This window comes from Methylobacterium amylolyticum, assembly GCF_030700245.1.
GTDB lineage: Bacteria > Pseudomonadota > Alphaproteobacteria > Rhizobiales > Beijerinckiaceae > Methylobacterium.
This window is the reverse complement of record NZ_JAUYZI010000002.1, coordinates 102,720-121,825: the sequence shown is the minus strand read 5'-3', so window position 1 is coordinate 121,825 and position 19,106 is coordinate 102,720. Positions and strand designations below refer to the sequence as shown.

17 protein-coding genes are annotated in these 19,106 nt (G+C 74.8%); 4 read left to right on the top strand and 13 right to left on the bottom strand.

Annotated features, from left to right (window positions below):
- Nucleotides 1-65: 65 nt before the first annotated feature.
- Complete coding sequence (locus Q8W71_RS02330; protein WP_305523695.1) at nucleotides 66-338, bottom strand: hypothetical protein; 273 nt, start codon at nucleotides 336-338, stop codon at nucleotides 66-68.
- A 320-nt stretch (nucleotides 339-658) separates the two neighbouring features.
- On the opposite strand from Q8W71_RS02330, the gene Q8W71_RS02325 reads away from it, so the two are divergent.
- On the top strand, nucleotides 659-1,192 hold the full coding sequence (locus Q8W71_RS02325; RefSeq protein ID WP_305523694.1) for a gamma carbonic anhydrase family protein: 534 nt from the start codon (nucleotides 659-661) through the stop codon (nucleotides 1,190-1,192).
- A 20-nt stretch (nucleotides 1,193-1,212) separates the two neighbouring features.
- Here Q8W71_RS02325 and Q8W71_RS02320 read toward each other — a convergent pair whose 3' ends face one another.
- From Q8W71_RS02320 to argJ, 3 genes are read right to left on the bottom strand one after another with little or no spacing between them, the layout of a single operon-like run.
- Nucleotides 1,213-1,635, bottom strand: a complete 423-nt coding sequence (locus Q8W71_RS02320) for a (deoxy)nucleoside triphosphate pyrophosphohydrolase (protein ID WP_305523693.1) — start codon at nucleotides 1,633-1,635, stop codon at nucleotides 1,213-1,215.
- A complete protein-coding gene (locus Q8W71_RS02315) occupies nucleotides 1,632-2,339 on the bottom strand; it encodes an SIMPL domain-containing protein (protein ID WP_305523692.1) in 708 nt (235 codons plus the stop codon). Before Q8W71_RS02315 ends, Q8W71_RS02320 begins: the two co-directional genes overlap by 4 nt.
- A complete protein-coding gene (gene argJ, locus Q8W71_RS02310) occupies nucleotides 2,336-3,604 on the bottom strand; it encodes a bifunctional glutamate N-acetyltransferase/amino-acid acetyltransferase ArgJ (RefSeq protein ID WP_305523691.1) in 1,269 nt (422 codons plus the stop codon). Before argJ ends, Q8W71_RS02315 begins: the two co-directional genes overlap by 4 nt.
- A gap of 228 nt (nucleotides 3,605-3,832) precedes the next feature.
- Here argJ and Q8W71_RS02305 point away from each other — a divergent pair, with 228 nt between their 5' ends.
- On the top strand, nucleotides 3,833-4,306 hold the full coding sequence (locus Q8W71_RS02305; protein WP_305523690.1) for a response regulator: 474 nt from the start codon (nucleotides 3,833-3,835) through the stop codon (nucleotides 4,304-4,306).
- Between the two features lie 15 nt (nucleotides 4,307-4,321).
- Here Q8W71_RS02305 and Q8W71_RS02300 read toward each other — a convergent pair whose 3' ends face one another.
- The 7 genes from Q8W71_RS02300 to Q8W71_RS02270 form a co-directional block, all read right to left on the bottom strand.
- The gene (locus Q8W71_RS02300) at nucleotides 4,322-5,095 is read right to left on the bottom strand and encodes a TetR/AcrR family transcriptional regulator (protein WP_305523689.1); all 774 of its coding nucleotides are present in this window, start codon (nucleotides 5,093-5,095) and stop codon (nucleotides 4,322-4,324) included.
- A 111-nt stretch (nucleotides 5,096-5,206) separates the two neighbouring features.
- Nucleotides 5,207-6,034, bottom strand: a complete 828-nt coding sequence (proC, locus tag Q8W71_RS02295; RefSeq protein WP_305523688.1) for a pyrroline-5-carboxylate reductase — start codon at nucleotides 6,032-6,034, stop codon at nucleotides 5,207-5,209.
- On the bottom strand, nucleotides 6,031-6,540 hold the full coding sequence (locus Q8W71_RS02290; RefSeq protein WP_305523687.1) for a type III secretion system chaperone family protein: 510 nt from the start codon (nucleotides 6,538-6,540) through the stop codon (nucleotides 6,031-6,033). The genes proC and Q8W71_RS02290 overlap by 4 nt, the downstream gene beginning before the upstream one ends.
- A 295-nt stretch (nucleotides 6,541-6,835) precedes the next feature.
- Nucleotides 6,836-7,126, bottom strand: a complete 291-nt coding sequence (locus Q8W71_RS02285; RefSeq protein WP_305523686.1) for an accessory factor UbiK family protein — start codon at nucleotides 7,124-7,126, stop codon at nucleotides 6,836-6,838.
- A gap of 166 nt (nucleotides 7,127-7,292) precedes the next feature.
- A complete protein-coding gene (locus Q8W71_RS02280; protein ID WP_305523685.1) occupies nucleotides 7,293-7,544 on the bottom strand; it encodes a hypothetical protein in 252 nt (83 codons plus the stop codon).
- A 135-nt stretch (nucleotides 7,545-7,679) separates the two neighbouring features.
- Entirely contained in the window at nucleotides 7,680-8,396 is a 717-nt protein-coding gene (locus Q8W71_RS02275; RefSeq protein WP_305523684.1) for a PhoH family protein, read from the bottom strand.
- Between the two features lie 488 nt (nucleotides 8,397-8,884).
- Nucleotides 8,885-11,281 carry an ATP-dependent helicase gene (locus Q8W71_RS02270; RefSeq protein WP_305523683.1) on the bottom strand — a complete coding sequence of 799 codons (2,397 nt, stop codon included), beginning with the start codon at nucleotides 11,279-11,281 and terminating at the stop codon, nucleotides 8,885-8,887.
- 128 nt (nucleotides 11,282-11,409) lie between these two features.
- Between Q8W71_RS02270 and Q8W71_RS02265 the strand changes: the two genes are divergently transcribed.
- Nucleotides 11,410-11,700, top strand: a complete 291-nt coding sequence (locus Q8W71_RS02265) for a hypothetical protein (RefSeq protein WP_305523682.1) — start codon at nucleotides 11,410-11,412, stop codon at nucleotides 11,698-11,700.
- Between the two features lie 126 nt (nucleotides 11,701-11,826).
- Nucleotides 11,827-15,348, top strand: coding sequence for an AsmA-like C-terminal region-containing protein (locus Q8W71_RS02260; protein WP_305523681.1), 3,522 nt, complete (start codon nucleotides 11,827-11,829; stop codon nucleotides 15,346-15,348).
- A 28-nt stretch (nucleotides 15,349-15,376) separates the two neighbouring features.
- On the opposite strand, the gene Q8W71_RS02255 is transcribed toward Q8W71_RS02260, so the two are convergent.
- Both Q8W71_RS02255 and Q8W71_RS02250 read right to left on the bottom strand, forming a co-directional pair.
- The gene (locus Q8W71_RS02255; RefSeq protein WP_305523680.1) at nucleotides 15,377-16,741 is read right to left on the bottom strand and encodes an MFS transporter; all 1,365 of its coding nucleotides are present in this window, start codon (nucleotides 16,739-16,741) and stop codon (nucleotides 15,377-15,379) included.
- A gap of 170 nt (nucleotides 16,742-16,911) precedes the next feature.
- Nucleotides 16,912-19,056: a S9 family peptidase gene (locus Q8W71_RS02250; protein ID WP_305523679.1), complete on the bottom strand. Its 2,145-nt coding sequence runs from the start codon at nucleotides 19,054-19,056 to the stop codon at nucleotides 16,912-16,914.
- Nucleotides 19,057-19,106 lie beyond the last annotated feature (50 nt).

The following is a 19,106-nucleotide window of genomic DNA, read 5'->3' as shown; positions in this document are numbered from 1 at the left end:
TTGCCCGGGTCTTCAGATTTCCTCCTGCGCAGATCGTCGGCCGGGGCGTCGCGGACCGGATTTCGTCAGCCGCGCCGGCGCAGGACCGGAGCCCCGCGGCCCGCGATCGGGCAGGTCGCCGGCACGACCGACATCGTGACCGCGCTCGGGCACCGCGCCCGGCAGCCGAGTTCGGCGTCGATCTGGTCGCGGCCGCAGGCCTGCGCGAAGCAGAGCCCCGGCAGATCCTCGCAGGTCGCGACGAAGCGGCCGGCCGGTTCCGTCCACCACAGGTCGGCGGCCCGCGCCGACGGCGCGAGGGCGAGGCAGGCCAGGATCGAGACGACACGCCGAATCATCCGCCCGCTCCCCGCTCCGGTCCGGTGCCCGGCCGCACCCGTCCGCCGCGCCGGACGACGACTCGTCCCGCCACGGCCATAGCATCGGCGCATCGGCGGGACCTGTGCCTTTCCCGCGACAGGACGGTCCGATCCGCCGGGGTCGTGCCGTGCCCGGGCATCGGCGACCCGCCGCGCGCGATCCCGGACCGCGGGAGGCCGCTCCGGGCAAAGAGAGCGCGTCGGAACAAGGGTTTAGAGGTGCATACGGTCGGCGCTGCGCGCGATTGCATGGCGAGCGGGAACGGCTCTAAGAGGCCCGGGACCATCGGGAGAGACACATGCCGCTCTACGCCCTCGACGAACACGAGCCCGACTTCGCGGACCCGGACCGGGTCTGGATCGCCCCCGACGCGCAGGTGGTGGGACGGGTCCATCTCGGCGTCGATGTCGGGATCTGGTTCGGCGCGGCCCTGCGCGGCGACAACGAGCCGATCCGCATCGGCGACCGCACCAACATCCAGGAGGGCGTGATCATGCACGTCGATCCGGGCTTTCCCCTGACGCTCGGCGAGGAGGTCACGGTCGGCCACGGAGCGATCGTCCACGGCTGCACGGTCGGCGCCGGCACGCTGATCGGCATGGGCGCCACGATCCTGAACGGCGCCCGGATCGGCCGCGGCTGCCTCGTCGGCGCCAACGCCCTCGTCACCGAAGGCAAGGCGTTTCCGGACCACAGCCTGATCGTCGGCGCGCCGGCCAAGGCCGTGCGGACCCTCGACGAGGCGGCGATCGAGGGGCTGCGGCAGTCGGCCCTGCGCTACGTCGAGAACGCCCGCCGCTACGCCAAGGGCCTGCGCCGGATCGCGGACTGACCGCTCCGGCGCCGTGCCGGTCAGGGGCCGAGCAGGTCCACGAGGAACGGGATCAGCGGCGCGTCGGCCGGCGGCATCGGCAGGTCGCGCAGGTGCCCGGGCCGTACCCAGCGGATCGCCTGACCCTCCAGCGGGCGGGGCGTGCCCGACCAGCGGCGGCAGACGTAGAGCGGCATCAGCAGGTGGAAGTCCGGGTAGGCGTGGCTGGCGAAGGTCAGCGGCGCGAGGCACGGCTCCTCGACCCGGATGTCGATCTCCTCGGCGAGTTCGCGGATCAGCGTCTCTTCCGGCCGCTCCCCCGGCTCGACCTTGCCGCCGGGGAACTCCCACAGGCCGGCGAGCTGCTTGCCGGGCGGGCGCTCGCTCACCAGCACGCGGCCGTCGGCGTCGACGAGGGCGACCGCCACCACGAGGAGCAGGCGCAGGGGCGGGGCGGCGCTCACGGCAGGATCGCGAAGGCGGCGGTCACGTCGGCCCGGGTGTCGATCGTCCCGGCGCTGATCGGCACGCGGCGGCCGGACGCGGCCTTCGCGCGGGCCGGCGCCGCCATCCGCAGCGGCTGCGGGCCGCCGCCCGTGCTCAGGGAGCACAGCGGCCCGAGCTTCGCCCCGGCCGCCTCGGCGAGGGCGGCCGCCCGGGTTCGGGCGTCCTTCGCCGCGGCGATCTCCAGCTCGGCCTGGATCCGGTCCGGCTCGTTCAGGCCGAACCCGACCGCGTCGATGCGGTTGGCGCCCACGTCGAGGGCGCGGCGCAGCAGGTCGCCGAGGCGCTCCATGTCCGCCAAGCGGACCGTGACGGTGTTGGTCGCCCGGTAGCCGTCCGGCTCGGCCGTGGTGGCGCCGTTCGGGCGCGTGACCGGGCGGCTCGCGGCCTCCAGGGTCACGGCGGAGGTGCCGATGTCGGAGGCCGGCACGCCGAGCTGGCGGCCGAGGGCGATCACGCCGTCGACCGCCCGCGAGGCGGCGTCGAGGGCGGCGGCGGGGCCCGGCGCCTTCGCCTCGACGCCGAGCGTGACCTCGGCGAAGTCCGGCGCCCGCGCCGCCTCCGCCCGTCCGGTGACGGTGATCTGCCGCTCACACGCCTTGTCGTCGGCCCGGGCGGGCAGCGCGGCGGCGCACAGCAGGCCGGCCAGGAGGGCCGCCCTCACGAGCGGTAATCCCCGTTGATCTCGACGTAGGCCTTGGTCAGGTCGCAGGTCCAGACGCGGGCGGTGCCGGATCCGAGGCCGAGGGCGACGCGGATCTCGATCTCGGGCTCGCGCATCACGGCGCTCGCCGCGTGCTCGCTGTAGGCGGGGTCGCGGGCGCCCTCGACGGCCACGCGCACGGCGCCGAACCAGATCGCGAGACGGTCGCGGTCGGCGGGCTCGCCGGCCTTGCCCACCGCCATCACCACCCGGCCCCAGTTGGCGTCCTCGCCGGCCACCGCGGTCTTCACCAGCGGCGAGTTGGCGATCGATAGGGCGATGCGGTGGGCGGAGGCGTCGCTCTCGGCCCCCTCGACGCGCACGGTGACGAGCTTGCGCGCGCCCTCGCCGTCGCGGGCGACGAGCTGGGCCAGCTCGATCAGCAGGTCGTCGAGCGCGGCGCGGAAGCCCGCGAGCCGCGGGTCGGACTCTTGCGAAACCTCCGCGTTGCCGGCCGCGCCGGTGGCGAACAGCATCAGCGTGTCGGAGGTCGAGGTGTCGCCGTCGACGGTGACGCAGTTGAAGCTCGTCCGCGTGCCCTCGGCGAGCAGGGCCTGGAGCACTGGCTGCGGCAGCGCCGCGTCGGTGAACACGAAGGCCAGCATCGTCGCCATGTCGGGGGCGATCATGCCGGCGCCCTTGGCGATGCCGTTGATCGTCACCCGGGTGCCGTCGATCTCGGTCGAGCGGGTCGCGAGCTTCGGGAAGGTGTCGGTGGTCATGATCGCGCGGGCCGCCTCGGTCCAGGCCGCGCCGCCGGCCTCGGCCCGGCCGGCGCAGTCGCCGAGCACGCCCTCGAACCGCTCCGCCGGCAGCGGCTCGCCGATCACGCCGGTGGAGGCGATGAACACCTCGCCTTCGTTGCAGCCGGCAGCGCGGGCGGCGATGCGCGCGGTCAGCGCCACGGCCTCGCGGCCGAGCCGGCCGGTGAAGGCGTTGGCGTTGCCGGAATTGACCACCAGGGCCCGCGCCGCGCCGCCGGACAGGGCCTCGCGGCACCAGTCGACCGGGGCGGAAGGGCATTTCGAGCGGGTGAACACGCCGGCCGCCCGGGTGCCCTCGTCGAGCCCGACATAGAGCACGTCGGTGCGGCCCGCGTAGCGGATGCCGGCCTGGGCCGTGGCGAGCCGGACGCCGGCGACGGGGGGCATCTCGGGCAGGCGGCCCGGCGCCAGGGGCGAGACGGGCGGGGACTTCGAGACGGGCGGGGACTTGGACGAGGACATCGACTCCGGGCTCCGGCATCCCGCGGCGGGCCGTGCCGCGCCGCGGTGTTGCCCGCCCGACCCCGGCGGCGTCAACCGCCTGCCCGCGTCCCGGGCAGGCCGGTCGCCTGCACAGCGGGTGTGCAGCGAAAGCCACGATCGCGGCGGCTTCGCGGCGGAGGGCTTGCGCGCATTTCCTGTCCCGGCTTAGCATGCTGCGACGCAACGAGAGCGCGAGGCCGCGGGCGCATGCTCCCAGAGACTGCCGGATCCGACACCGACAGGTCTGCCGTCCGGACCGGCTCCGCGGCGGGCGGCTGCTACCGCGTGCAGGTCCTGGTGGTGGGCAGCCAGAAGCGCTGGCGCGACGAGGTCGCCGCCCAGGTCCGCAACGCCGGCTTCCAGGCCACGGCCTGCGACCGCGGGACGGACGCGATGGCGGTCCTGGCGCTGGGCCTGCCCGTCGACGTGCTGATGGTCGACGTCGCGCTGGAGGGCGGCCTGTGCTGTGCCGAATTGGCGGTGGAGGCGCGCGTGCTGCGGCCGGCCCTGCGGATCGTGCTCGCCGGGGAATCGCTCGACGTCGAGGCGGACGCCGTTTCCGGGCTCGTGCCCGACGCGCTGGTGGTCCGGCGCGACCGCATCCATGACGGGCTCGCCGCCCGGACCGTGCGGGAGGCGCTGGCGAACCGCGGCGCCCCGGCCCGCGAGCAGCGGGCCTGAGCGCCCGCGGGCGGCTCAGATCGCCGCCGCCGGATCGGTCTCGTCGCCGTCGCGGTCCCGCGCGGGGCGCGGGCGCCGGTCGAGGAACGAGCGCCCGATCGCCCGCAGCGGCGCCGTGAGCCGGCGGACATCCTCGGCGCGCTCCATGAACCGCTCGCCTTTGCGGATCTCCCGGTCCAGCCGGGCCATCGTCCGGGCGAGCGAGGGGTCGTCGTCGTCGAGCCAGACCTGCGTCACCCGGGCGAAGGCGATCACCACGCCCTGAAGCTTGACCTGCCCGAGCGGGCCCTCGGTGTCGATCCCGGCCGCCGCCAGCATGTAGCGGTGCGAGTTCAGCATCACGCCGTTCAGCGCCACCATCGAGAGCGGGTCGCCGCGCATCGCGTAGGAGATCCGCCGGAGCGCCGGCTTGTAGGGCGTCATCGCGTCGAGCCGGCGCATCAGCACGTCGAACAGGCGCTCGCGGGTCGGTTCGTCGGCGAGGTCGGTGCTGTCGCCCTCCAGAACCTTGCGGTCGATGATCCGGGCGAGGCCGCCGAGGATCGCGCCCTTTGACGGGAACAGGTCGCGCAACTCGGCAAGCGTCAGCCCGGCCTCGCGGGCGACGTCGCCGATCTCGATGTCGTTCCAGGGTTGCTCGGCGGCGAGCCGCATCAGCGCCTCGACGGCCGCCTCGCGGGGGGAGGGCTTGGCCGCGGCGTCCGGCGCCGGCGCGGGCTGCGCCGCGCTCTCCTCCGCCGCGGCGGCCTTGCCGCGCCCGCGCTTGGCCGGGCCTTTGCTCTCGGTCATGGGCTCGTACCCGTCGTCATCCGTCATCCCGCTCATGTAGGGAGTGGATCGGCCGCGGGCAGGGCCTTCGCGCGGGTCTGCCGCAGCGGCGGCGGGCGGGATCCGCGGAGATCAGCCGGCGAGTTCGGCCGCCCGGCGCTGGGCCGCCGCCACCGCCTCGCGCATCAGCGGCGCGAGCCCGTCGCCGCGCATCAGCACGTCGAGGGCGGCCGCGGTGGTGCCGCCCGGCGACGTGACGGCCCGGCGCAATGCGTCCGGCTCCGCCTCGCTCGCGTCGAGCAGCGCGCCCGCGCCCGACACCGTCGCCCGGGCCAGCGCGCGGGCCACCTCCGGCGCGAGGCCCGCCGCGATGCCGGCCTCGGCGAGCGTCTCGGCCAGCAGGAACACGTAGGCCGGGCCGGAGCCCGACACCGCGGTCACCGCGTCGACTGCGGCCTCCGCGTCGAGCCACGCCACCGTGCCGGTCGCCGCGAGCAGGGCGTCGGCGACGGCGCGCTGCCCGGCGCTCACCCCGGGGGCGGCGAAGGCGCCGGTGGCGCCGCGGCCGATGCTGGCCGGCAGGTTCGGCATGGCCCGGACCACGGCGCGGGCCCGGGGCAGGCGGGCGGTCAGGTCGGCCACCGTCTTGCCCGCCAGGATGGACACGACGAGGGTGTCGTCGCCGATCATCCGGTCGAGGGCGCGGGCCGCCGCCTCCAGCCCCTGCGGCTTGATCGCCAGGACCAGCACCGCGGCGGGCTCCGGCGCCTCCGGGTTGAGGCGGATGCCGCGGGCGGCGCAGAGGGCGGCGATCTCGGGCGAGGGCGAGGGGTCGACGACGGCGGTGGCGCGCGGGTCGAGCCCCGCCTCGATCCAGCCCGCCAGCATCGCGCCGCCCATCTTGCCGGCCCCGGCCAGCGTCAGCGAGGCGGGCATCCCGGCGGTGGCAGGCGCGCTCATGCCTCGCCTTCGGTCTCGAACAGCACGGCGTCCAGCGCCTCGCGGGCGCTCTTGCCGGCCCACAGCACGAACTGGAACGCCTGGTAGTAGCGCTCGCAGGCGTCGACCGCGCACTTCATCATCGTCGCGCATTGCGGGTGGGTCGGCACGGCGCCCCCGGCCAGGACCAGCGCGTGGCGGAACATCACCACGTGGTCACTCGACCACAGGTCGAAATGGCCGATCCAGAGCTGCTCGTTGACCAGCGCGATCAGGCGCAGGATCTCGGTCCGCTGCCGCTCCGGCACCTTGAGGTCGAAGGCGCAGGCCACGTGCAGCGCCTCCACGTCCTCGATCCAGGTGAACGCCACGTGGTAATCGGTCCAGCGGCCGGGGCTGGTGATCGACATCTCGTCCGTGTCGGCCCGGTCGAAGATCCAGTCCCGCAGGGAGGCCAGCCGTTCGACGACGTCGAGCGGGTGCTCGCTCCGGTCGGGGTCGTGGAAGTCGACGTGAAGCAGCGGCATGACGATCCAGGTTGACGGCTCGGACGCGGTCCGTGCCGACGCGGCGGTGACATGAACGAGCCGCCTCGACAATCGAGAGCGTCCCAGGTCCGAGGAAGAACGGCAGATGTCGGCCGGAGGCGGCGCGATCGACTAGATCAGCTTCGCGGTCATCGCTCCGCACCCCCGAATCAGCCTATGCCCGACTATAGACCGCCCGCGACTCGCGAGACAAAGCGGGGTGCCCGGTCGGTGAACAGGAAACGGAATCGCCGCCGCCGCTTCCTGTGCACAAGCGCCCCGCCGGGCCCCGGCCTCAGACGACCTCGCTCAGGCCGGCCGCGCCGGGCCCGCCCGGTGCCGTCCCCGCCCGCGCCTCCAGCGCCGCGACCCGCGCGGCCAGCGCCTCGTTCTGCGCCCGCAGGCCGGTGACGAGATCGCGCAGCACGTCGAGTTCCTCGCGCGAGGCGATGTCGAGATCGCGGACGAGGCGCTCGACCTGGCCCTTCACGACCGTCTCGGCCTCGCGGCGCACGCCCTGCGCGGCGCCCGCCGCGTCGGTCATCAGGCGGGCGAGGTCGTCGAACAGGCGGTTGGAGGGGGGCATCGTGGTCTCCCGGAACGGCCGCGGCCCGGCCGCGGAGCCCGTCGAGATAGGGGCGCGGCCGGCCTCGGACAACGCGGGCCTCGGCCGATCGCGGCGTCACGCCGGGTGGACGAAACGGAAACGGGGCCCCGAAGGACCCCGCGCCGACCTCGGAAGGCCGATCCGCTCACATGCGGCGCATCATCCGCCGCTCCATGTGCCGCCGCATCATGCGGCGCTCCATGTGGCGGCGCATCATCCGGCGCTCCATCCGGTGCCGCATCATCCGGCGCTCCATGTGGGTCATCCGGACATTCGTGGTCGCCGCATCCGGCGCCGCGACGCCCATCGGCGTGCCGGGGGCGGCCGAGGCGGGCTGGACGAGCGCGGCGCCGCCGAGGGAGGCGAGCACGGCGAAGGCGAAGGTCAGTTTCCTCACGAGGAGAACTCCATGTTCCCGGTTGCCGGATCCGAGACCGGATCATCCTCCCGAAGGAGGCGTCCGGAGATCGGTCCCGTGCCTCGCGGCACGGCGGACGCCTCAGGGTTGCGTCCGCCGCCGTAAACAACCGAGCTACAGATTCGTTTCCTCGAACGCCTTCACCCACTCGGCGCAGATGCCGGAGCGCACGATGTCGTCGCGGGTGAACTCGACCACCGGGACCGGCATCATCCGGCTCTTGATCAGGTGGATCACCGTGCGCAGCCCGGAGGTCTCGCGCAGGTCGGTCTGCGACACGTCGCCGTTGATGATCACCTGGCAATCGTCGCCGATGCGGGTGAGGAACATCTTGATCTCGGCGGTGGTGGTGTTCTGCGCCTCGTCGAGGATCACGAGGCAGTTCTTGAAGGTGCGCCCGCGCATCACCTCGAAGGGGACGATCTCGATGTCGCCGGTCTTGAGGGCGATGTCGAAGGCGGCCGCGCCCATGCGCTCCTTCATCGCCTCGGTCAGCGGCGCCACCCAGGGGGCGATCTTCTCTTCCAGGGTGCCGGGGAAGTAGCCGAGCGAGCGGCCGGAGGGCACGTTGGGCCGGGTGATCACCACCTTGGCGATGCGGCGCTGGCGGAGCTGGTCGGCGGCGCGGGTGCCGGCGATGAAGGTCTTGCCGGTGCCGGCGGGGCCCAGGACGATCACCTGGGCCGAGCGGGCCAGGGCGTCGAGATATTCGGCTTGGCGGTCGGTGAGCGGTTGGATCGGGCCGAGGTTGCGTTCTTCGTCGAAGCGGGTGCGATGGATGCGGGACGTGCGGTCTTCGACCAATTCAAGGCGTGCGCGGCGTCTCTTCATGGATCAACACTCCAACTGGACTTGCCTAGAACGGACTTGCCAACCTGGATCTGTCGTGACTCTGGACTGTTCTCGTCTCCCGTGCCTGTCGGTCCCGCCGAATTAATTACTGTGGCGGTCCGCGGTTCCGACCCGCGCGGGCTTCCCTGTGGAGCGCCCCGCCGCGGCGCCCCGGGGGCGATGCAACGGGCGCACCAGCGCCGGCTGCCCGGCAGGGATGTCGGATCGCTGTGACCGGCGGGTGACGGTCGGAAAGCCGCCGCGCCCGGCCGGGCGGGTGCCGGAGCCCGGGGCCGGCAGGCGGCGACCGGCGGACGCGGTGTGGGATTAGCGGGTGCGGTGGATGGCGGGGCGCAGGGTGCGGAGCGTGGCGGCGGACATGGGACGGCGCGGCATCCGGCACGACCTCGATCCTGTCCCGCCCTCGCGGGCGATGCCGGCCGACCTCGCCGCCCCGTATCGTCCGGGCTCGATCGGCGGGACCCGCCTCACCCGGCCTGGATGAAGCTGTCGAGGACCATCTTCCGGCCGGCCTTGTCGAAGTCAACGGTCAGCTTGTTGCCGTCGACGCCCGCCACCGTGCCGGGCCCGAACTTGGTGTGGAAGACCCTTTGACCGGCCGAGAAGGCCGAAGGAGAGCCGGTCGACTTGGCGATCAGCTCGCCCTCGATCTCGCGCGGTCCGCCCGCGCGCCCGCGGCCGCCGGGCGAGGCGCCGAAGCCGCGCCCGGCCGCGCTCCGGCCGCCGCCCCCGCCGAGGTTGCCGCCCAGATTGCCGCCGGTATTGGCCTGCGCCCGCTGCCAGCCCGGCGTGCCGTAGCTCGACCCGAACGGCTGCGGGTTGCGGTCGAAGCGCGAGGCGCCGGCCGAGAAGTGGGCGGGGGCCTCGACCACGTCGACGGCCGATTCCGGCAGCTCGTCGATGAACCGCGAGGGGATGGTCGAGGACCACAGACCGTGGATGCGCCGGTTGACCGCGAAGGACAGCTTGGCGCGCTTGCGCGCCCGGGTCAGCCCGACATGGGCGAGGCGGCGCTCCTCCTCCAGCCCGGCCCGCCCGCTCTCGTCGAGCGCCCGCTGGTTGGGGAACAGGCCGTCCTCCCAGCCGGGCAGGAACACGGTGTCGAATTCCAGCCCCTTGGCGGCGTGCAGCGTCATCAGCGACACCCGCTCGGCGCCCTCCGCCTCGCTCGCCTCCATCACCAGCGAGACGTGCTCCAGGAAGGCCGCCATGTCGGGGAACTCCTCCATCGAGCGGACGAATTCCTTCAGGTTCTCCAGGCGGCCCGCGGCGTCGGCCGAGCGGTCCTTCTGCCACATCTCGGTGTAGCCGGATTCCTCCAGGATCGTCTGGGCCGCCTCGGAATGCGGCTGGCTCTCCACGAGGCGCGCCCAGCGGGCGAAGCTGTCCGTCAGGGCGCGGAGGGTGGAGCGCACCCGCGGCTTCAGCTCGTCGGTCTCGCACAGGCGGCGCGCGGCGAGCAGCAGCGGCACCCGTTCGGCCCGGGCGTAGCCGTGGAGCTGCTGGAGCGTGGCGTCGCCGAGCCCGCGCTTGGGGGTGTTGACGATCCGCTCGAAGGCGAGGTCGTCGCTGCCGTTGGCGGTCACCCGCAGGTAGGCCAGCGCGTCGCGGATCTCGGCCCGCTCGTAGAAGCGCGGGCCGCCGATCACCCGGTAGGGCAGGCCGAGCTGGACGAAGCGGTCCTCGATCTCGCGCATCTGCGCCGAGATGCGCACCAGCACCGCGATCTCGGAGAGCGGGTGGCCCTTGGCCTGGAACGACTCGATCGATTCGGCGACCGTCCGCGCCTCCTCCTCCGAGTCCCAGGCGCCGGTCACGGTGACCTGCTCGCCGAGGGCGTCCTCGGTGCGCAGGGTCTTGCCGAGGCGGCTCTCGTTGCGCGCGATCAGCCCGGACGCGGCGGCGAGGATGTGGCCGGTCGAGCGGTAGTTGCGCTCCAGCCGCACCACCGCGGCGCCGGGGAAGTCGTGCTCGAAGCGCAGGATGTTGTCGACCTCGGCGCCGCGCCAGCCGTAGATCGACTGGTCGTCGTCGCCCACGCAGGCGACGTTCTTCCGCTTCTGCGCCAGCAGGCGCAGCCACAGGTACTGGGCGACGTTGGTGTCCTGGTACTCGTCGACCAGCATGTACCGGAAACGGTCCTGGTAGTTCTCCAGGATGTCGGGATTCTCGCGCCAGAGCTTGAGGCAGAGGAGCAGAAGGTCGCCGAAATCGACGGCGTTGAGGGTCGCCAGCCGCGCCTGATAGGCGGTGTAGAGGGCACCGCCCTTGCCGAAGGCGAAGGCCGAGCCCTCCCCCGGCGGGACCTGCTCGGGCGACAGGCCGCGGTTCTTCCAGCCGTCGATCGCGTGGCCGAGAGCGCGGGCCGGCCAGCGCTTCTCGTCGACGTTCTGGTCGGCGAGCACCTGCTTCATCAGCCGGAGCTGGTCGTCCATGCCGAGGATGGTGAAGTCGGATTTCAGCCCGACCAGCTCGGCGTGGCGGCGCAGGATCTTGGTGCCGACCGCGTGGAACGTGCCGAGCCAGGGCATCCCCTCGCCGGCCGGGCCGATCAGCGCGCCGATGCGGGTCTTCATCTCGCGCGCGGCCTTGTTGGTGAAGGTCACCGCGAGGATGTCGTAGGGGCGCGCCCGCCCGGTGGCGATCAGGTGGGCGATGCGGGTGGTGAGCACCCGCGTCTTGCCGGTGCCGGCGCCGGCCAGCACCAGCACCGGCCCGTCGGTGGTCTCGACGGCGCGGCGCTGCTCGGGGTTCAGGCCGTCGAGGTAGCCGGCGGCCTCGCGCCGCAGGGCGCCCACGGCGCGGGCGGCGATGGAGCTCTGGGCGCCGTCTCCGGCGGGGAGCGCGTGCGGGCGGTTCTGCATCGGCCTTCCCTGGACCAAATCGCGAACGGCGTCGAGGCCGTCCGCGGCCGGACTTCGCGGCCGGAACCGGGGCGCCGGCCGATGCTTGCCCTCACAGATCACGCCGTCGCGCCGTCGAGGTGACGCCCATGCGCCTGCCCGTCCATAGCCCCACCGCTCACATCCCTGCCGCCCTCGCCGCCGCGCTGCTGGCGGCACCGCTGCTGGCCGCGCCGGCCGCCGCGCAGGTGCAGCAGGGCAACCCGAACGCCGCCAACCGGGCCCTGTCGAACGCCGGCCAGGCCCGCGCGCAGCAGCAGGGTCAGGCCGCGCAGGGCAACACGACGATGATGAATGCGCAACGCGGCCGCAGCGCCGCCCCGCCGCCCTCCGGCGGCCAGATCATGGGGGTGCCCTCGGCCACCGGTCCCGGCCGCTGACGGCGTCCCGCGCCCGCGTCTGGCGCGGGCGCGGGTGGATCGTGCTATAGCCCCGCCGGGCTTGCCCGCGGGGGCACGCGACGGCCGTGCCCGGCGCACGTCGCGCGAGGGTGCGGAACGGGAACGGTGCGTGATCTCCTGACCGCGCTGGCGGGCGCCGTCATCCTCGTTCTCGTCGCGGCCCTGGCGGCCCCGCCCCTCGTGGACTGGTCCGCCCACCGCGCCCTGGTCGACCGGGCCCTGTCCCGCTCGCTCGGCCTCCACGCCCGCACCGAGGGGCGGATCGAGGTGCGGCTCCTGCCCTCGCCGCGCCTGCGCATCGACCGGCTCCACCTCGGCGACGATCCCGCCCGGCCCGCCCTCGACGCCCGCTTCGTCAAGGCCGAGATCGCGCTGGCCCCGCTGCTCAAGGCCGAGTTCCGGTTCACCGAGACGCGGATCGGCCGCGCCGAGATCCGGCTGCCGGTGACCGGCGGCGACGCCCTGCGCCTGCCCTCCGGCCTGCTCGACGACCTGCGCGGCCGCGACCTCGCCATCGAGGACCTGCGCGTCCAGCAATTCCTGGTGACGACCCAGGTGCCGGCCACCGGCCGCACCGACCAGTTCTACGCCACCGACCTGCGCCTCCAGGCGCCGGCGCTCGCCGGGCCGTGGCGGATCGAGGGGGCGAGCGACGGCGTCCCCTTCCGCGCGGTCACCGGCACGCCGGGCGCGGACGGGCGCCTGCCGCTGAAGATCTCCGGCGGCGGCGACGCGCACCCGCGCTTCGAGGCCGACGCGCGCCTCGGCCTCGCGCCGGTCGAGGTGGGCGCGGGCGCGCCGGTGCTGGTCGAGGCCGAGGGCACCGCCCGGCTCGTGGTCGGGCCGCCGACCCAGGCCGCGGGCGCCTACCTGCCGTTCGCCCTCGGCGGCGCCTTCAAGGCGCGGGGCGCCGCGGTCCGGTTCGAGGGCGTCACCCTGGAGATCGACCCGGGCGGCAACGCCCTGCGGCTCGCCGGGACCGGCCGGCTCGACATCCGCCAGGGGCGCGCCGCCCTGGCCCTGGAGGCGCGCCGCCTCGACCTCGACGCCTTCCTGGGAACGCCCGAGGGGCAGGCGCTGATCGCCCGGGGGCTGCCGCGCGGGCTCGCCCTGCCGGTGATGCTCGACCTCGACCTCGCCGTGGAGAGCGCCCGGCTCGGGGCGGAGGACTGGTCGGACCTCGCGCTCGCCGGCACGTTCGAGCGGGCCGGCGGGCTGCTCCTGCGCCGCCTCGCCGCCGCGGGGCCCGGCGGCGCGACCCTGACCGCCAGCGGGCAGGTCGAGACGGCGCCGTTCCGCTTCACCGGCCCGGCGGCCCTCGCCGCGCCGCGCTCGGACGCGCTGGGCCGCTACCTCGGCCGGCTCGGGGCGGAGGGGCCGCTGGTGGCGGTGCTCGACGGCCGCCCGGTGGAGGCCGCCGCCGACCTGTCCGCCTCGGCGGCGGACCTGTCCCTGCGCAACCTGCGCCTCGCGCTGGGCTCCGCGCGGATCACCGGCAACGCCCGCTACGCCGCGCCCGAGGCCGGCGCCCGCGGCCGGTTCGAGGCGCAGATCCGCGCGAGCGGGATCGACGTGACGGGCCTGCCGCCGCTCGGCGCGACGCTCGCCGGCCTGCACGACCGCGACGTCGCCCTGACCCTGGAGGCGCGGGACGTGCGCTTCGGCGCCGAGGGCTCCGGCGGCGGCACCATCGCCGCCCGGGTCCAGTCCGACGGGTCGAGCGTCGTGGTCGACAGCCTCGACGTGGCGGGCCTCGCCGGCGCGAGCGCCCGGCTCTCGGGCCGGATCGCCGCCGACGGGACCGGCCGGATCGCCGGGCGCCTCCAGGCTCCGGCGGCCGCGCCGCTGCTCACCCTGCTCGAACGGGTCTGGACCGAGGATCTCCGCCTGACGCCGGCCTTCCTGCGCGACGGGGCGGTCGACCTCGCCGTCACCCTCGACCGCGAGGCCGGCGCCGGCCCCCTGCGGGTCCAGGCCCAGGGCAAGGCCGGCGGCGGCACCCTCGACCTCGCGCTGGCGAGCCGCGACGGGCGGATCGCGGGCGGGCACGTGGCGCTCGGCGCGCCCCGGGCGGGGGTCTGGTTCGGGCGCACCGACATCCCGGGCCTCCAGGGGCCGGCGGAGCTGCGGGCGAGCGCCGAGCGGCCGGGGGGGGGGGCCCCCCCCCCCGGGGCCCCCCCCCCGCCCCCCCCCCCCCCCCGGCCCCCCCCCGCCCGCCCCCCCCCCCCCCCCCGGCCGGTCGAACTCGGCGAGGACCGCCTGCCGAAGGCCGGCGAGATCCGGGCCGAGACCGCCGATCTCGGCCCGTTCCTCGCGCTGGCGGGCGCCGCCCGCCTCGTACCCGGCGCGTGGCCGGCCGACCTCACCCTGGCGCTCGGGGCGGACGGCGGGGATCCGCGCGCCGACGTCTCCGGCCGGATCGCGGGGGCGGCGCTGAGCGGCCGGCTCGTGCGCGCCCCGGACGGGGCGCTGCGCGGGGGCGGCCAGATCGAGCGCCTGTCGGTGCCCCAGCTCGCCGCGGCGCTGGTGATCCCGCCGGAGGCCGGGGGCGCCCGCTTCGCCGCCCCGCCGCCGCCGCGGCCGCCCGCTGCCTTGGACCTCCGGGTCGGCACCCTCGACCTCGGCCGCGGCCTGAGCGCCGCGGAGACGGCGTTCACCCTCGCCCTCGACGACGGCGCCCTCGCGATCCGCGACCTCACCGGGCGGCTGGCGGACGGGCGCCTGTCCGGCTCGGTCACCCTGGCGCGCCGTGGGGCCGCGGCCACGGTCGCCGGGGAGGGCAGCCTCGACGACGCCGCGATCCGGGCGCTCGCCGACGGCGGGCCGATCGCCGGGCGTCTGTCCGCGAGCCTGCGCTTCGCCGCCTCCGCCGAGTCCGTGCCGGGGCTCGCCGCCGGCCTCGCGGGCAGCGGCTCCCTCACCCTCAAGGACCTCTCGGTGCCGGAGGCCGACCCCGCCGCCCTCGGCCGCGCCCTGACGCGGGCCCTGGAGATCGACGACCCCCTGCGCGACGGGCGGCTCGCGGCCCTCGTCGGCGAGGAGCTGTCGAAGGGGGCTGCGGGGATGCGCGGCCCGGTCACCGCCCCGGCGACGATCGTCGCGGGCGTCCTGCGCGCCGGCCCGCTCGACCTCGATCTCGGGCCCGCCCGCTGGTCGGGGACCCTGGGCTACGACCTGCGCGGCGGCCGCCTCGACGTCCGCGGCACCCTGACCGGCGGGGCCGTCCCGCGCGGCTGGAGCGCCGGCCCGCCCGCGGTTCAGCTCGGCCTCACGGGCCCGGTGGAGAACCCGGAGCGGAGTCTCGACGTCGGCGCCCTGTCCACCGGGCTCGCCGCCGCCGTGCTCCAGCGCGAGCTGGAGCGGATCGAGCTGATCGAGGCCGACGGGGTCGAGCGCCAGCGCCGCCGCGGGCGCATCGAGATGGACCGCGCCCGCGCCGCCGCCCTCAAGGCCGCGGCCGAGCGCGCCGCCGCCGAGGAGGCGCAGCGTCAGGCCCGCCTGCGCGCCCAGCAGGCGGCCGCGGAGGAGGCAGCGCGCCAAGCGCGGACCCGCCGGGACGGCGAGGGGCTGCCGCCGGCCGAGGTCCCGCCCGCGCAGGCCCCGGACGCGGAGGCCGTGCGCCCCTGAACCGGGCCCTGAACCGGGGCCCCCGAGGTCACGCCAGCGACGTCCCCGTCCGATCGCGCATCGTCACGACGGCGGCGAGCGAGATCGCCGAGAGCACGGCGATGTAGAGGCCCGGCCCGGTCGGCCACGCGAGGTGGTGGACGATCCAGGTCGCCGCCATCGGCGCGGTGCCGCCGACCAGCGCCATCGAGGCGTTGAAGCTGATCGCCAGCGCCGTGCAGCGCGAACGGTGCTGGAACATCTCGACGAACGCGGTCGGGACCACCGCCGCGTAGCCCGCGATCAGGACCGCGAACACGACCTGGCTCAGGATGATCAGCGCGATCTGCCCGCTGGTCAGCAGGACGAACAGCGGCCACGCCAGCACCGTCAGCCCCGCCCCCGTCAGGACCAGGACGCGCTTGCGTCCGTAGCGGTCCGACAGGGCTCCGGAGATCGGGATGCAGACGGCCTGCACCACCATGGCGAGCGTGTTGATCAGGAACGCCGTGTGCTGCGGGAGACCGGATTCCGTGTGCAGGTAGGTCACGAGGTAGACGAACACGACGTAGAAGGCGCAGGCCAGACCGAGGTTCATGGCGAAGGCGCGCAGCATCGCGGAGCCGTCGACCTCCACGGCCGCGCGCAGCGGCGAGCGCTGGACCGAAGGGGGGAGGGGCGCGGCGGGAGCCGCGGTGGGCGCCGCGCCGACGGGCCGCTCCTCCATCTGCCGACGCAGCACGAAGATGAAGGCGCCGAGCACGATCCCGAACAGGAACGGCACGCGCCAGCCCCACGCCTCCATCTGCTCGGGCGTGAGCAGGCCGGTGATGAGCGTCCCGAAGATCGAGCCGAGCAGGATTCCGCCGGCCGCGCCGATGCAGGCGAGGCTGCCCGTCAGGCCGCGGCGGGCCGGCTCCGCCGTCTCGGACAGGAAGATCGCCGACGAGGTGTACTCGCCGCCGACCGAGAGGCCCTGGCCCAGGCGCAGCACCACGAGCAGGACCGGGGCGAGAAGGCCCGCGGACGCGTAGGTGGGCAGGCAGCCCATCGCGAAGGTCGAGACCGCCATCAGGCCCGCCGACAGCAGGAGCGCCGCCTTGCGGCCGTAACGGTCGCCGATGTGTCCGAACACGATGCCGCCGATCGGGCGCATGAAGAACGCCGCGGCGAAGACCGCGAAGGCCGAGAGCAGCGATGTCGTGGGGTTGTCGGACGGGAAGAAGTTTCGCCCGACCACGACGCTGAAATAGCCGTAGGTCGCGAAATCGTACCATTCGAGCGTGTTGCCGATCGCGCCCGCGACGACGGAGGGGCGCCGCAGCGGACGGGTGGGCTCCGGCGCATGTCCGGCCGCGGTTCCCAGGGAACCGCTCGCGAGCAGCACCCCGCCTTCGGGGGGGGCGAACTTCATGGTTGGATGACCCTGCCGCCGAGACCGGTCTTTCGACGCTAGACCGAAACCTCAAGCTTGGCGACAGGATTCCGGACCGTGCACCCGCACGACGATCGACACGGTAAGCGGGCCTCGACGACTCCGGAACGGGCATGTCCCGCGCGGATACACGGGGCCGGTCCCGGCCCCTACGCCGCCCCCGCCGCCAGCAGCGCGAAGGCGTAGATCAGCGCCACCTCCTCCAGCCGGTCGAACCGGCCGGCGGCGCCGCCGTGCCCGGCCTCCATGTTGATGCGCAGCAGCACCGGGCCGCCGCCGGTCATGGTGGCGCGCAGCCGCGCCACCCACTTGGCCGGCTCCCAGTAGGTCACCCGTGGGTCCGTGAGGCCGCCGAGCGCCAGGATCGCCGGGTAGGCCTTCGCCGCGACGTTGTCGTAGGGGGAGTACGAAAGAATCGTCTCGAAGGCGGCCACGCTCTCGGCGGGGTTGCCCCATTCGGGCCATTCCGGCGGGGTCAGCGGCAGCTCGGCGTCGAGCATGGTGTTGAGGACGTCGACGAAGGGCACGTCGGCGACGATGCCGGCGAACAGCTCCGGGGCGAGGTTGGCCACCGCCCCCATCAGCATCCCGCCGGCTGAGCCGCCGTGGGCGACGATCCGCTTCTGCGCGGTGTAGCCGGCCTCGATCAGCGCCCGGGCGCAGGCCACGAAGTCGGTGAAGGTGTTGGGCTTCCGCTCGCGCTTGCCGTCGAGATACCAGCCCCAGCCCTTCTCGGTCCCGCCGCGCACGTGGGCGATGGCGTAGACGAAGCCGCGGTCGACGAGGCTCAGGAGGTTGGTGCGGAAGCCGGCCGGCATCAGCGTGCCGTAGGAGCCGTAGCCGTAGAGCAGCAGCGGCGCGCTGCCGTCGAGGGCGAGGCCGCGGCGGTGCAGCAGCGAGATCGGCACCTGCTCCCCGTCCGGGGCGGGGGCGAAGAGGCGCCGGACCACGTAGGCCGCCGGATCGTGCCCGCTCGGCACCGCCTGTCGCTTGCGCAAGACCCGCGCGCGGCTGGCGCAGTCGTAGTCCCAGGTCTCGGACGGCGTCGTCATCGACGAGTAGACGAAGCGGATGATCGCCGTGTCGAACCGGTGCCCCGGCTGGAGGCCGAGCGCGTAGGCCTCCTCGGCGAAGGCGACCGTGTGCTCGTCCCCGTCCCGGAGCGCCCGCACGACGATCCGCGGCCGGGCGTTCTCGACCTCCAGGCGGATCAGGTGGTCGCTGAGCGCGTGCAGGTGGCGGATCATGATCCCCGGCCGGTGCGGCACGAGGTCGGTCCAGTGCGCCCGGCCGGGCGTGGCGAGCGGCGCGGTGACGACCTTGAAGTCCTCGGCGCCGTCCGCGTTGGTGCGGATGTAGAGCGTGTCGCCCCGGTGCTCGACGCCGTAGATCAGCAGCGGCTCGCGGGGCTGCACGACGCGCAAGGCGGCCTCCGCCCGGTGCCGGTCGAGGAGATGGACCTCGGAGGTCTCGTGGTCGCTCGCCGTGACGACGAGGAACGCGCCGGACTGCGTCTCGGAGATGTGCACGAAGAAGCCGGGGTCAGTTTCCGCGTAGACCGTCTCGTCGGCCTCCTGCGCCGTGCCGAGCCGGTGGCGCATCACCCGGGCCGGGCGGTGGTTGGCGTCGAGGGCGACGTACCAGAAGCTCCGCCCGTCCGCGGCCCAAACCGCCTCGCCCGAGGTCGCCTCGACCCGGTCGTCGCGGTCGGCGCCGGTGGCGAGGTCGCGCACCCGCAGCGTGTGGAGTTCCGAGCCCTTGGTGTCCGCCCCCCAGGCCAGCAGGGCGTGGTCGTCGGAGTGCGCCGCGCTGGCGATCTCGAAGAAGGCGAGGCCCTCGCCCTCGCGGTCGCCGTCGATCAGGATCGCCTCGTCGCCTGCCCCGTCGCCCTCCACCGCGTCGAGGCCGCCGCCGGGGACGACCGGGCGGCGGCAGATCAGGGGGTGCTGGCCGCCCTCGCGGTGGCGGGCGTAGTAGGCGAACGGCCCGTCCGGCTCCGGCACGCCGCTCTCGTCCTCCTGGATGCGCCCGCGCATCTCGGCGACCAGGGTCCTGCGCAGGTCGACGGTCTGCGCGAGTGCGGCGTCCGCGTAGGCGTTCTCGGCCTTGAGGTAGGCGGCGATGTCGGCGGGCAGCGCCGCCGGATCCTTGAGCACCGCCTGCCAGTTCTCGGCCTTGAGCCACGCGTAGGGGTCGGTCAGCGTCCGGCCGTGGACGGTGACGTGCGTCGGCCGCGCCTCGGCGACCGGCGCGTCGGTTGGTGTGGCGAGCGGCACGGGTCCGGCCTCCGTCATCAGGTCCCTGTCGGCGGGGGATGTGACCCGTGCCCGCGCCCGAGGCAAGC

Coding starts and splice junctions, on each gene's coding strand:
- Q8W71_RS02270 (WP_305523683.1), bottom strand. CDS start 11,281: ATGCAGAACCGCCCGCACGCGCTCCCCGCCGGAGACGGCGCCCAGAGC.
- Q8W71_RS02330 (WP_305523695.1), bottom strand. CDS start 338: ATGATTCGGCGTGTCGTCTCGATCCTGGCCTGCCTCGCCCTCGCGCCG.
- Q8W71_RS02300 (WP_305523689.1), bottom strand. CDS start 5,095: ATGACCGAGAGCAAAGGCCCGGCCAAGCGCGGGCGCGGCAAGGCCGCC.
- Q8W71_RS02290 (WP_305523687.1), bottom strand. CDS start 6,540: ATGCCGCTGCTTCACGTCGACTTCCACGACCCCGACCGGAGCGAGCAC.
- Q8W71_RS02250 (WP_305523679.1), bottom strand. CDS start 19,056: ATGACGGAGGCCGGACCCGTGCCGCTCGCCACACCAACCGACGCGCCG.
- Q8W71_RS02275 (WP_305523684.1), bottom strand. CDS start 8,396: ATGAAGAGACGCCGCGCACGCCTTGAATTGGTCGAAGACCGCACGTCC.
- argJ (WP_305523691.1), bottom strand. CDS start 3,604: ATGTCCTCGTCCAAGTCCCCGCCCGTCTCGAAGTCCCCGCCCGTCTCG.
- Q8W71_RS02305 (WP_305523690.1), top strand. CDS start 3,833: ATGCTCCCAGAGACTGCCGGATCCGACACCGACAGGTCTGCCGTCCGG.
- Q8W71_RS02285 (WP_305523686.1), bottom strand. CDS start 7,126: ATGCCCCCCTCCAACCGCCTGTTCGACGACCTCGCCCGCCTGATGACC.
- Q8W71_RS02325 (WP_305523694.1), top strand. CDS start 659: ATGCCGCTCTACGCCCTCGACGAACACGAGCCCGACTTCGCGGACCCG.
- Q8W71_RS02265 (WP_305523682.1), top strand. CDS start 11,410: ATGCGCCTGCCCGTCCATAGCCCCACCGCTCACATCCCTGCCGCCCTC.
- proC (WP_305523688.1), bottom strand. CDS start 6,034: ATGAGCGCGCCTGCCACCGCCGGGATGCCCGCCTCGCTGACGCTGGCC.
- Q8W71_RS02255 (WP_305523680.1), bottom strand. CDS start 16,741: ATGAAGTTCGCCCCCCCCGAAGGCGGGGTGCTGCTCGCGAGCGGTTCC.